Genomic DNA, 12,204 nt, shown 5'->3' with positions numbered 1-12,204 from the left:
CCCGTAGGGCGTTTTGTTATCGGGTAGATTAGCTTTCTATCAGTTCTGCTGGTTCTTCATTGCCCTGACTTGCAGGTGCATTAGTAGTTGTAAGCAACTGTTCGCGAATTATACGTTCAACTTCTTGAGCAATTGCGGTATTTTCTTCTAAATAACGAATCACGTTATTTTTACCCTGACCAATTTTATTGCCCTGATAAGAATACCAAGCGCCTGCTTTTTGAATGATTTCTTGTTGCACGGCAAGGTCAATGAGTTCGCCAAGCTGGTTCACGCCTTTACCATATAAAATCTGGAACAATGCTTCTTTAAATGGAGGCGCCATTTTGTTTTTCACGACTTTGACTTTGGTTTCAGAACCAATAATCTCATCGCCTTCTTTGACCTGACCAATACGGCGAATGTCTAAACGTACAGAGGCGTAGAATTTCAGCGCATTACCACCTGTTGTGGTTTCTGGGCTGCCAAACATGACTCCAATCTTCATACGAATCTGGTTAATGAAAATTACCATGCAGTTTGAGCGTTTGGCGTTACCCGTAATTTTACGTAGGGCTTGGCTCATTAAACGCGCTTGTAAACCCATGTGAGAGTCACCCATTTCGCCTTCAATTTCAGCGCGTGGTGTAAGTGCAGCGACGGAGTCGACAACAATCAGGTCGATTGCGCCCGAACGAACCAACATATCTGCAATTTCAAGGGCCTGTTCACCGTTGTCAGGTTGAGAAACCAGAAGATTGTCAATATCTACCCCAAGTTTACGGGCATATTGAGGGTCAAGTGCATGCTCGGCATCAATAAAGGCACAAGTGCCACCTACACGTTGACATTGTGCAATCGCTTGCAAGGTCATGGTGGTTTTACCAGAAGATTCTGGTCCGTAAATCTCGACAATACGCCCTTTAGGTAAACCGCCGATGCCCAGTGCAATATCTAAAGTCAGTGAACCTGTTGAAATTGCTTCTACCGCTTGTACAGTGTTGTCACCAAGGCGCATCACAGTATTTTTACCGAACTGTTTTTCAATTTGGCTTAAAGCTGCATTGAGCGCTTTACTTTTATTCTCATCCATCTTACAACCTCAAAACGATGTAAATGTCACTATATACTTAAAGTGGATGTCTTTCATCAATCTCGTTTCCACAGGGTGCATAGTGACAGAATTAATCTGTATTTTCTATGTTAAATTACGATGATGCGACATAATATGTCGTGCTAGACACCATCCTGATATGACCAATATTCATCATAATGTTGATCATTTTCTTGTTTAAATTTACCAATTTGCCGCCGATCTTTTTTATTGGGACGATGATCTGGTCTTGCTAAGTTATTCATTTTTCGCTGGGTTGCAATCAGTTCTCGGCGAGCAACACTAACCACTGTTTCTTCATAAAGTTGTTGTGCAATCGGTGCAGAACCGCGTGTTCCCAAAAGTGCAAAAACGACAACAGTTTTTTTATCAAAGCCTTGTTGAATGGTCAATTCCATACCGACTCTGATTTCTTTGGAAACTTTGACCCGTTCGCCTTGATGATGGACTTTACCACCTTCGATGGCAGCTTTGGCTAAAGAACGGGTTTTAAAAAAACGTGTGACCCAAAGCCACTTGTCAACACGCATGCTATCAGCAGGAGCAGTTTCATGCTGTTTTGTCATGGATATCCTTGTATACATTTAATGAAAACAAATCCAGTAAATCGGGCAAGTGTTGAATGACTGGATAACCTAGTGTAGCACTCTCGCGCGCTGGCTCAAGGCTGGAGGGTTGGGCAATGCTGTACAGCTGCTGAATTCCAAAGCGTTTAGCGCTATCGAGTACGTGGACGGTATCATCAATAAATACGGTGTGCTCTGGCGTGAAAGGGTAGCGGTGTTGTAGAGTTGACCAAAATGCAGGATGTTCTTTGGGGAAACCGATACTTTCACTACTGATAATGTGTTGAAAATAGTCACTTAATCCAGTCATTTGCATTTTAAGGGCAAGGCTAGAACAATCGGCATTGGTCACAATCCAGCATTTTTGCTGATGCTGTTTTAAGGCGTTAAGTAGTTCATGACAACCAGATCGTGGTTGAATTTTATGGCGAAACTGATGTTGTAATTGCATGACATCACTGCCGACGACTTCAGACCAGAATTTGGATGAATACCAGTTAAGCGTATGCTGATGCTGCTCGTAAAATTCATATAGCCGTGTTTTACTTTCTATCAACGAACATTGGTGCTGTGTCGCGTAATGCTGTGGTAAATGCTCATTCCAGATAAACTGATCAAAAGCTAAATCCAGTAAAGTCCCGTCCATATCGAACATGAAGACTGTTTCAGTCATTGAGTGATCCTCAAAATCTTTCAAAATTCAGTAACTCTCCATAAAAATACCTTTAGTTTATTGAATAATAAGAGAATTATCTTTAATTTTAACACTCAAAATCCAACTAAGAATTTCGTATTCCAAAGGTTACGTGTGTATATTTAAGCAAATATATTCATGAATTGAAATTATATATCACTTCATTATGACAAAATTAATATGGCGATACTACAGAGTGGAGTGGTTGGGCTGGTTCGGAAGTTATCACGGAGGGTTGGGGATTTGGTGGGTAACGGAACTCAGGGTGGATGCTAAGTTAATACCATCCACATATTTATTTCAATTGTTAAAATGAAGTTGTAATAATTGTGAAAAAATAGGATATAAATTTATGTCATCAATAAGAAACTATTTGAGAAAAATAGATATTTCAACATTAGAAGGTATGGCTCAAAAAGAAACCTTGGATACACTTGTTCAGTTGGGGAATGCAAAAGCGGATCTTTTTCGATCTAATATTGAAGCTAAGTTACAGTACGCTCAAGATAAGAGTGATTCATTTCCTATTCAGAAGGTTCTTTATAATTTTAATTCTGTACGTTTCTTTTCAGCGAATGAATCTGCTGAGATGCGCAGTACTATCAATTCTGAAGTAAAAATGTTTCTTTCAGGTGTTCGTGAAGCTGCTCTATCGACTATAAGTTCTCTAGTCTATTTTGAGCTAGACATGTTACTTAATCGACCAGATGATACTTATGAGATTGAAGCTCGTTATGTTGCATTTGAGGGGCGGTCAGCGATTCGAATAGATATGGTAGCGTGGTATAAAAATATTATTATTCATAATCTCAAAGATAAACCAGAGAAAATTTTAACAGTTGTTGCTCTAGTATTTGCTATTGATACTAAAAAAATGAATCTTTCAGCTTTTCTAGACATGTATCAAGCACAACTATCTCAAGGTGGTGCTAGTCAAGAAGTTATTGCAAACGAAATTGCATTTGCAAAGGATGTATCTGCCCTCTAAGGCCTGATCAGTAGCGCATGCATGAAAATAATCTTGGTATATCTTAAGCTAACATCAATGATGTTGGCTTTTTAAATTTAACATCTTGAAATTTTTTAAAAATATCTGTATGTAATATAGACAACATATATTTTTAAAAAATTTTATTGAATAGGAAATAATATGAATCTTAATGATATAAAAGCATTGCTTGAGCAATCTGAATGGTATCAACCAAATGATGATGATTCATCTATCTATTTAGCTAAAGATGATATTTTTTTAAAGTTTAAAGTAGAAAAAGAAGAAGATGGTGATTTTAATGTTGGAAATCTTCCTCCAAATATACAATCTTTTTATAGAATTCTTGATCAAGATATTAAAATTTCAGAAGTTTCTTTAAATAAAGTGCATTTTTATTATCAAAAACAGGTAATTAGAGCTTTTGATATATACAAATTCGGGTCTTCACATAATAATGAAAAAATATTTTTCGCAAAGCCTACCAATCAATCTACTCATGTAAGCATTATAGATGACATATTCTATAAAGTTATAATTAAGAAGCTAAATACAGAATTTTCATTAGGAAAAATAATCTTTGCGAATGGAAATTTTGAATAGATCAGTATTGAATAAAAAGCGACCAACAGGTCGCTTTTTTATCTTCCCTGTAAGGCTAACGTTTCCTTCATCATTCCTTGGCAATTGGCAAAATTATAGGATGTTATTGCTGGTGAATGTCCGATGTGGGATGGGCTTCAGTTAAAGTCATATGGTGTTTCACTGGCACACCTACTGTCAGATATGCAATTCCATGATGACCATAATGGTCTCTTGAACGAGTTTGGATGGTTTAAAACGATTAGTTTAAATGGTGATCTTGCTTTGGCATTATCCAGAAATTACAAGATGGTTTGAGTGGATTAAGAGGTAAAACCAATTTAGCGTAGATAGTTATCACGTCAATACAGTCGCATAAGGTATCTTGAGGTCGATTTGATCTGCGAATAAACTTTAACGATATCAGAAATCAAATTCTAAAATGTTAAGTTGAATAAGCTTTTTTCACCATGGTTAACACACTCATTATTTTTTCTCATAGCATGAAATAAAATGAGCTTATAATAAACAGGCCTCATCAGCTAAAAATCTGAATTTTAAAAATTAAAAAAGAGCATTTATATTTGTAATTCTCATTTTTATTAGGCTTTTTTATTAAATTTTATGTGTTCATTATTTTTCTTTTCTTGAAAAAATTGAAATATATTTGAATAAGGATAAGAGAAATAAAATGAACTGATGAAAACTGTTATTAATCTGATTGAACGGTATAAAAATTTATGTCTTTTTAGACACATAAAAGTGCCTTGTTTTTTAAAGTTTGCTTTATTTAAATAAACAGCGTATAAATCCTACTCCTTGTTGCGGGGTGGAGCAGTCTGGTAGCTCGTCGGGCTCATAACCCGAAGGTCGTTGGTTCAAATCCAACCCCCGCATCCAATTTTTATGCTCTGTGAAATCAAAACTTTTCTGATATGAGAAAAGAAATTAGCTTCAATTAAATCGATAAAGCTGATTATTATCAAAACCTAGAATTATATTTTAAGCCTAGCCTAGAGATTCAATCAAAACTGTTAGTTAAATCGCATGAGCTCATTTTTAATGAGTTGATATCATTTTGAAAAAATTAAGTGAATGGCATATTGCCAAAGCAATCAATGGCCATGAAATTTTCGTGAAAGTTATTCCATTGAAACGTATACAAAATTCTATGGAAGGTCGCCAGAAATGGGTTGAAGTTGGTAAAATGATTCAACTTCAGTGTGGCCAGGAAATTGAGTTAAATTTAGATTGTAAAAGTTTTTATGTATCGCATAATCAATTGTATAGATTGTCTTGATAAAAAATATATTGTAAATACTTTTTAACCTTCTTATTGACTGAGTGAAATCAGAAAAATATTCATGTTTTAGTAAATTGATTTTCTTTGTTTTATAAAGATATTTATCATTTTTATTATTTATTTTTGATAAATAAGAGTTTTTGAGTGAGTAATATATTTCAAGGTGTGTTAAGATAGTAACATAGTTTAATAAAACGATTTTTTTCGTTTTATTACTTCAGATTTTGTTGAAAATGTTTTTTCACATTATAGTGAAATTTAAAACATAGGTTTCAAAACATTATTTGAAGATCAATATGTAGAGTTTACAGCCTCATTTCAATAGTTTATAGAAATGAGGTTTTTTATGCTTAAAAATTTAAATTATATATATGCTTCTTTGATTAGATGGTTTTCTTGCTCTTTATAGAGGAAATATAAAGAGGATGTAAATCATTATGAGAGAAGTCTAATTATCTAAGATACAATCCAAACATATTTGTGGGATTGATTGTTCTGATTGTTAGGCACTTTCTTTCCTTTAGTTCATTCTTATTCTATTAGTTCCTACATTACTTTGAATTATAGCTTTTATGGGTATTATTTTACTGGCTAGGTCTATAGATACTTTAAGCATCTTACATACAGATGAACCTATATTTCTGCAAAAATATTTTATGGCTTGGATTTGTATACATGCTTAAGGTGGGGAGAGTTGATTTTACTTTGTATTATATTTTTATATTAACTTATTGTTTTTTAAATTAAATCGTTAAAAATTTGTTTTTCTCAAATGTTTAAAACACCCTAAATGAGGTATTAAGTTGATTTAGGGAGTAAAATGTGATGAAAATATGAATTTTTTTACGCTAAATAACTAAATTTAATTTCAAAAAATGAATGATTTGTATACTATTATTTGAAGTTGCTTCCTAGGTTTTTAACATGAATAAGATACTAATTGAATTGATTCGGCCCATCAAACATGAAAAGCAAGGCTATGAACCAAAACTTTATAATGAAGGAACACTGTTAAAAGTGGTTCATGAGGCACACGACGCTTATCTGGTTCGAGCCGATGATGAATTTTCATTTTCTGTACGTAAAGCTGATGAAAATGTGACTTGGGTAAAAATTTAAAACAGCTCTGTATTGAATATTCCCGACCCTTTATCTTTAAGAAGTGAGATAAAGGGTTTTTTTGTGATGGCTGTTTCATCTATTTTTGAAAAATTGTCGACAATCTTGATTTTTAGATTGAATAAAATAAGAAAAAATTGGGTTTTATAGCACATTAGTCGTAGATAAAATTTATATTGTTGACAATAGTTTGATTTTTGCTAATAAATAGGCATTATTCAGTGATCTTCGATAAGAATTGTCAACACTATGCAGAATTTGCTTGAAAAGAATACAGCAAAAGTACACCAAACGCTGACAGATCAGATTTTTTATAAAATCCAGTCTGCGATTATCTGCGGTGATCTGCCCGCAGGGAGTAAGATTTCTGAACCTGAACTGGCGCGCATTTATGGTATTAGTCGTGGACCACTGCGTGAAGCTATACACCGCCTGGAAGGGCAAAAGCTGGTAGAGCGTACGGCGCATGTCGGGGCGCGTGTCGTGTCATTGTCTCATCAGCAACTTTATGAACTGTATCAAATTCGGGAAAGTCTTGAAGGTTTAGCTTGTCGTTTGGCAGCACAGCATATCGACAAAAAACAAATCTTGATTTTACGGGACATTTTAAAGCGCCACGCCGAAGATGACGCTTTTAAAGCAGGCAAGGGCTATTTTTTGCAAGAAGGTGAAGATGATTTTCACTATTGTATTATCAAAACCAGTTGCAATAAAACCTTAGAAAAAATGCTCTGCGATGAGTTATATCACCTGATTCGAATGTACCGCATTCAGTTTTCTAAAACCCCTAATCGTCCGCATCAGGCATTTAATGAACATATTCGCATTTTAGATGCGATAGCCGATGGCGATGCCGAACTTGCCGAATTACTGATGCGACGACATATCGCTGCATCTTATAAAAATATTGAATCCAACTGGATACAAGCACAAGGAGAACCACATGTCTAATTTATCTGCGGGTCAGCGTTTCCGTGATGCCGTTGCGGCTGAAAAACCGTTACAGGTTGTCGGGGCGATTAACGCTAATCACGCTTTACTGGCAAAACGAGCAGGCTATAAAGCCATCTATTTATCAGGAGGTGGGGTTGCCGCAGGCTCATTAGGTTTGCCCGATTTAGGTATTAGTAACCTCGATGATGTTTTAACTGATGTTCGTCGTATTACTGACGTGTGCGACTTGCCGTTATTGGTTGATGCTGATACAGGTTTTGGCGCATCTGCATTTAATATTGCACGTACCACCAAGTCTTTAATTAAGTTTGGTGCAGCAGCCATGCATATTGAAGATCAGGTTGGGGCAAAACGCTGTGGACATCGTCCAAACAAAGCCATTGTTTCACAACAAGAAATGGTAGATCGCATTAAAGCTGCAGTCGATGCCCGTGGTGATGACAAATTTGTGATTATGGCGCGTACTGATGCGTTGGCAGTGGAAGGTTTGCAAGCAGCCATTGACCGTGCAGGGGCGTATATTGAAGCGGGTGCAGACATGCTGTTTCCTGAAGCCATTACTGAATTGTCAATGTACAAACAGTTTGCCGATGCCGTACATGTGCCGATCTTAGCCAACATTACTGAATTCGGTTCTACACCGCTATTTACCACTGAAGAACTGGCTTCTGCCGATGTCAGCATTGCTTTGTATCCACTGTCAGCATTTCGTGCCATGAATAAAGCTGCGGAAAATGTCTACCAGACTTTGCGTAAAGAAGGCACACAAAAAAATGTGGTCGATACCATGCAGACGCGTCAAGAATTGTATGAGCGTATTAACTATCATCAGTTTGAACAGTATTTAGATGCTTCTTTCGAGAAAAATAAATAAGCATTTTACTGCTGAACTGGTTCAATAATTTTTACAACAATACGAAAGCGACAAAAGGAAACTGTCATGAATACACAAGTTGAAAAAACAGAATTCAAACCAAAAAAATCAGTAGCGCTCAGCGGTCAAGTCGCTGGGAGCACTGCGCTATGTACCGTTGGACGCAGTGGTAATGACCTGCATTATCGTGGGTACGACATTCTTGATTTGGCAGTACATTGTCAGTTTGAAGAAGTGGCGTATTTGCTGGTACATGGCAAATTACCCAATACAGCAGAGCTGAGTGCCTATAAAGCCAAGCTTAAATCACTGCGTGGTTTGCCAGCAAGCTTAAAGACAGCATTGGAGCAACTGCCACCGTCTGCTCACCCAATGGATGTAATGCGTACAGGTGTTTCGGTTCTGGGTTGTTTAACGCCAGAACATGATGACCATAACTACGCAGGTGCGCGTGATATTGCTGACAAACTTATGGCAAGTTTAGGTTCAATGTTGCTGTACTGGTACCATTTTAGTCATAACGGAAAACGCATAGAAGTTGAAACTGACGATGACTCGATTGGTGCACACTTCCTGCATTTGTTGCATGGTGAAAAACCGTGTGAGCAATGGATTCAAGCGATGCATACATCTTTGATTTTGTACGCTGAGCATGAATTTAACGCGTCAACATTTACCTCACGCGTGATTTCGGGTACAGGTTCTGACATGTATTCGAGCATTGCTGGGGCAATTGGTGCATTGCGTGGGCCAAAACACGGTGGCGCGAACGAAGTTGCATTTGTGATTCAGCAGCGTTACAACACTGCCGATGAAGCTGAAGCCGATATTCGTAAGCGCGTCGAAAACAAAGAAGTGGTGATTGGTTTTGGGCATCCAGTCTATACCATTGCTGACCCACGTAATGACGTGATCAAGAAAATCGCTTCTGAACTTGCCGATGTACAGCAGAACAAAAAAATGTATTTGATCGCTGAACGTCTAGAAGTCGTGATGAAAGAAGTTAAAAACATGTTCCCGAACCTAGACTGGTTTAGTGCGGTCAGCTATCACCTTATGGGTGTGCCAACAGCAATGTTTACCCCATTGTTTGTAATTGCACGTACAGCAGGCTGGTCGGCACATGTGATTGAACAACGCCAAGATGGCAAGATTATTCGACCAAGCGCACATTATACAGGTCCAGAGAACCTTAAATTTGTGCCACTTGCGGAGCGTGATGCATGAACACCCAGTACCGTAAAAAGTTGCCAAATAGCAACTTAGATTATTTTGATGTGGTACAGGCAGTTGAAGACCTGCAAGCAGGTGCTTGGGCAAAACTGCCGTATATTAGCCGTGTACATGCTGAAAATATTGTGCGCTGTGCTGAACCTGAAAAAATCAAAGATTATTTGCTCCAAATTATACAAGGTAAGCAGGAACTAGACTTTCCGTGGTTTCCTGCGCGCGTGGTCTGTCACGACATTTTAGGGCAAACTGCACTGGTTGACCTTGCTGGGCTGCGTGATGCAATTGCGGATAAAGGCGGTGATCCTGCCAAAGTCAATCCAGTTGTACCAACCCAGTTGATTGTCGATCACTCTTTGGCAGTGGAATATGGTGGTTTCGACCCCGATGCTTTTGCTAAAAACCGTGCAGTAGAAGATCGCCGTAACGAAGACCGTTTTCACTTTATTGAGTGGACAAAAACTGCCTTTAAAAATGTCGATGTGATTCCTGCGGGCAACGGCATTATGCACCAGATCAACCTGGAAAAAATGTCGCCTGTGATCCAAGTACGTGATGGTGTGGCATTTCCAGATACTTGTGTCGGCACAGATTCACATACCCCACATACTGATGCTTTGGGTGTAATTTCAGTCGGTGTGGGTGGTTTAGAAGCTGAAAATGTCATGCTTGGTCGCGCTTCTTGGATGCGCTTGCCTGACATTATTGGGGTAGAGTTTGTTGGTCAGCGTCAAGCGGGCATTACTGCAACCGATATCGTTTTGGCACTCACTGAGTTTTTGCGTAAAGAGCGTGTGGTTGGTGCATATCTGGAATTCTTTGGTGAAGGTGCAGACAGCATGTCGGTCGGTGATCGTGCCACCATTTCCAATATGACTCCTGAATATGGCGCAACTGCGGCAATGTTCTATATCGACCAAAACACGATTGATTATTTACGTTTAACAGGGCGTGAAGAGGCACAAGTCGAGTTGGTCGAAACCTATGCCAAACAGGTTGGCTTATGGTCAAGCAGCCTAAAACAAGCCGAATATCCACGGGTTTTACGTTTTGACTTGTCTAAAGTGACCCGTAATATTGCGGGGCCATCTAACCCGCATGCGCGTGTATCGACTGCTGAACTCAAAGAAAAAGGTATTGCAGGTGTGGTTGAGCATCGTACCGATGGTTTAATGCCAGATGGTGCAATTATCATTGCCGCGATTACCTCATGTACCAATACCTCGAATCCTCGAAATACAGTTGCCGCAGGTTTATTGGCGCGTAAAGCCAATGAATTGGGCTTAACTCGTAAACCGTGGGTGAAATCTTCTTTTGCTCCTGGTTCAAAAGCGGCTGCACTGTACTTGGAAGAAGCAGGCGTGTTGCATGACCTTGAGAAGTTGGGTTTCGGGATCGTGGCGTATGCGTGTACCACATGTAACGGGATGTCGGGTGCATTAGATCCTGTCATTCAGCGAGAAATTATTGACCGTGATTTGTACGCTACAGCAGTGCTTTCAGGTAACCGTAATTTCGATGGTCGTATTCATCCTTATGCAAAACAGGCGTTCTTGGCATCGCCACCGTTGGTTGTTGCATATGCGATTGCAGGAACGATTCGTTTTGATATTGAAAAAGATGCTTTAGGTACAGACAAAGACGGCAACCCGATTTACCTGAAAGACATTTGGCCAAGCGATGCTGAAATTGATGCTTTGGTTAAAGAAGCTGTGAAACCTGAACAGTTCCGTAAAGTCTATATTCCAATGTTTAACTTGGGTGAAATTGAACAGGCAAAAAGTCCATTGTATGACTGGCGTGCGCAAAGTACCTATATTCGCCGTCCACCGTATTGGGAAGGTGCTTTGGCTGCACCGCGCACTTTGACTCATATGCGTCCGTTGGCAATTTTGCCTGATAACATCACGACCGATCATTTATCTCCGTCTAATGCGATTGTGAAAAAATCGGCAGCAGGCGAGTACTTGGCAAAAATGGGTGTGCCAGAGGAAGATTTCAACTCTTATGCAACCCACCGTGGAGATCACCTCACTGCACAGCGCGCGACTTTAGCCAACCCGAAACTGTTTAATGAAATGGTGCTCAATGAAGATGGCTCGGTGAAACAAGGTTCTCTTGCCCGTGTTGAGCCTGATGGTAAAGTCATGCGCATGTGGGAAGCGATTGAAACTTATATGAATCGCAAACAGCCACTCATTATTATTGCGGGTGAGGATTATGGTCAGGGCTCAAGCCGTGACTGGGCAGCTAAAGGGGTGCGTCTGGCAGGTGTGGAAGCAATTGTTGCCGAAGGTTTTGAGCGTATTCACCGTACTAACTTGATTGGTATGGGTGTGTTGCCATTGCAGTTTAAGGCAGGCACAACTCGCAAGACTTTAGCGCTTGATGGTACTGAAATGTATAGCGTGATTGGTAATATTGCGCCGCGTGCGACTGTAACTTTGGTGATTGAGCGTATTAATGGTGAAATCGTTGAAGTGCCTGTGACGTGTCGTCTGGATACTGAAGAAGAAGTGCATGTGTATGAAGCGGGCGGTGTATTGCAGCGTTTTGCACAGGACTTTTTGGAAGGTGAAGGTCAGGCGGCGTGATTGCCCAGTTTTAGTTAAAGTTTATTGATATTGTTTAAAAAAATCCCTATCAAAAGATAGGGATTTTTTAATTGTAATAGATGCAGATGATAAACCTATATATTGGTTGGGTTAGGTGTTCAGGTATTATTTAAGATTTTTGTAAGGAAATTTATGGTAAGATATTGAAATTAATGAGGATGTGATCTAGTATTTGAGAGGGTTTTT

General features: G+C 38.9%; 11 protein-coding genes and 1 tRNA gene. 9 read left to right on the top strand and 3 right to left on the bottom strand.

Features of this window, described 5'->3' with window-relative positions; translation table 11 throughout:
* Nucleotides 1-28: 28 nt before the first annotated feature.
* The 3 genes from recA to E0H77_RS11900 form a co-directional block, all read right to left on the bottom strand.
* The gene (gene recA, locus E0H77_RS11910) at nucleotides 29-1,072 is read right to left on the bottom strand and encodes a recombinase RecA (RefSeq protein ID WP_131378253.1); all 1,044 of its coding nucleotides are present in this window, start codon (nucleotides 1,070-1,072) and stop codon (nucleotides 29-31) included.
* Nucleotides 1,073-1,215: 143 nt separating this feature from the next.
* Entirely contained in the window at nucleotides 1,216-1,659 is a 444-nt protein-coding gene (locus E0H77_RS11905) for an RNA-binding S4 domain-containing protein (protein WP_131378251.1), read from the bottom strand.
* The gene (locus E0H77_RS11900) at nucleotides 1,643-2,332 is read right to left on the bottom strand and encodes an HAD-IA family hydrolase (protein ID WP_131378249.1); all 690 of its coding nucleotides are present in this window, start codon (nucleotides 2,330-2,332) and stop codon (nucleotides 1,643-1,645) included. The genes E0H77_RS11905 and E0H77_RS11900 overlap by 17 nt, the downstream gene beginning before the upstream one ends.
* Nucleotides 2,333-2,705: 373 nt before the next feature.
* Here E0H77_RS11900 and E0H77_RS11895 point away from each other — a divergent pair, with 373 nt between their 5' ends.
* The 9 genes from E0H77_RS11895 to acnD all read left to right on the top strand — a co-directional run bounded on the left by E0H77_RS11895 (nucleotide 2,706) and on the right by acnD (nucleotide 11,997).
* Nucleotides 2,706-3,341: a hypothetical protein gene (locus tag E0H77_RS11895; RefSeq protein ID WP_131378247.1), complete on the top strand. Its 636-nt coding sequence runs from the start codon at nucleotides 2,706-2,708 to the stop codon at nucleotides 3,339-3,341.
* Nucleotides 3,342-3,503: 162 nt separating this feature from the next.
* Nucleotides 3,504-3,944, top strand: a complete 441-nt coding sequence (locus E0H77_RS11890) for a hypothetical protein (RefSeq protein WP_131378245.1) — start codon at nucleotides 3,504-3,506, stop codon at nucleotides 3,942-3,944.
* An 802-nt stretch (nucleotides 3,945-4,746) separates the two neighbouring features.
* Nucleotides 4,747-4,823, top strand: a tRNA-Met gene (locus E0H77_RS11885).
* A gap of 178 nt (nucleotides 4,824-5,001) precedes the next feature.
* The gene (locus tag E0H77_RS13940) at nucleotides 5,002-5,223 is read left to right on the top strand and encodes a transposase (RefSeq protein ID WP_413773079.1); all 222 of its coding nucleotides are present in this window, start codon (nucleotides 5,002-5,004) and stop codon (nucleotides 5,221-5,223) included.
* A 927-nt stretch (nucleotides 5,224-6,150) separates the two neighbouring features.
* Nucleotides 6,151-6,345: a hypothetical protein gene (locus E0H77_RS11875; RefSeq protein ID WP_116726061.1), complete on the top strand. Its 195-nt coding sequence runs from the start codon at nucleotides 6,151-6,153 to the stop codon at nucleotides 6,343-6,345.
* A 249-nt stretch (nucleotides 6,346-6,594) separates the two neighbouring features.
* Nucleotides 6,595-7,296 (top strand): GntR family transcriptional regulator, encoded by a 702-nt coding sequence (locus tag E0H77_RS11870; protein WP_131378243.1) that lies wholly within the window; start codon nucleotides 6,595-6,597, stop codon nucleotides 7,294-7,296.
* On the top strand, nucleotides 7,289-8,173 hold the full coding sequence (gene prpB, locus E0H77_RS11865) for a methylisocitrate lyase (RefSeq protein ID WP_131378241.1): 885 nt from the start codon (nucleotides 7,289-7,291) through the stop codon (nucleotides 8,171-8,173). Before E0H77_RS11870 ends, prpB begins: the two co-directional genes overlap by 8 nt.
* Nucleotides 8,174-8,239: 66 nt before the next feature.
* On the top strand, nucleotides 8,240-9,400 hold the full coding sequence (prpC, locus tag E0H77_RS11860; protein WP_131378239.1) for a bifunctional 2-methylcitrate synthase/citrate synthase: 1,161 nt from the start codon (nucleotides 8,240-8,242) through the stop codon (nucleotides 9,398-9,400).
* A complete protein-coding gene (gene acnD, locus E0H77_RS11855; protein WP_131378237.1) occupies nucleotides 9,397-11,997 on the top strand; it encodes a Fe/S-dependent 2-methylisocitrate dehydratase AcnD in 2,601 nt (866 codons plus the stop codon). The genes prpC and acnD overlap by 4 nt, the downstream gene beginning before the upstream one ends.
* The last annotated feature ends 207 nt before the right edge of the window (nucleotides 11,998-12,204 follow it).

The organism is Acinetobacter brisouioides (genome assembly GCF_004331075.1).
Taxonomy (GTDB): Bacteria; Pseudomonadota; Gammaproteobacteria; order Pseudomonadales; family Moraxellaceae; genus Acinetobacter.
The sequence above is the reverse complement of the archived record's forward strand: the minus strand, read 5'-3'. Positions and strand labels throughout refer to the sequence as shown.

What these genes read in the sequence shown, in the direction of transcription:
- recA (WP_131378253.1), bottom strand. Translation starts at nt 1,072, where the DNA reads ATGGATGAGAATAAAAGTAAAGCGCTCAATGCAGCTTTAAGCCAAATT.
- E0H77_RS11875 (WP_116726061.1), top strand. Translation starts at nt 6,151, where the DNA reads ATGAATAAGATACTAATTGAATTGATTCGGCCCATCAAACATGAAAAG.
- E0H77_RS11895 (WP_131378247.1), top strand. Translation starts at nt 2,706, where the DNA reads ATGTCATCAATAAGAAACTATTTGAGAAAAATAGATATTTCAACATTA.
- E0H77_RS11870 (WP_131378243.1), top strand. Translation starts at nt 6,595, where the DNA reads ATGCAGAATTTGCTTGAAAAGAATACAGCAAAAGTACACCAAACGCTG.
- prpB (WP_131378241.1), top strand. Translation starts at nt 7,289, where the DNA reads ATGTCTAATTTATCTGCGGGTCAGCGTTTCCGTGATGCCGTTGCGGCT.
- prpC (WP_131378239.1), top strand. Translation starts at nt 8,240, where the DNA reads ATGAATACACAAGTTGAAAAAACAGAATTCAAACCAAAAAAATCAGTA.
- E0H77_RS11900 (WP_131378249.1), bottom strand. Translation starts at nt 2,332, where the DNA reads ATGACTGAAACAGTCTTCATGTTCGATATGGACGGGACTTTACTGGAT.
- E0H77_RS11890 (WP_131378245.1), top strand. Translation starts at nt 3,504, where the DNA reads ATGAATCTTAATGATATAAAAGCATTGCTTGAGCAATCTGAATGGTAT.
- E0H77_RS11905 (WP_131378251.1), bottom strand. Translation starts at nt 1,659, where the DNA reads ATGACAAAACAGCATGAAACTGCTCCTGCTGATAGCATGCGTGTTGAC.
- acnD (WP_131378237.1), top strand. Translation starts at nt 9,397, where the DNA reads ATGAACACCCAGTACCGTAAAAAGTTGCCAAATAGCAACTTAGATTAT.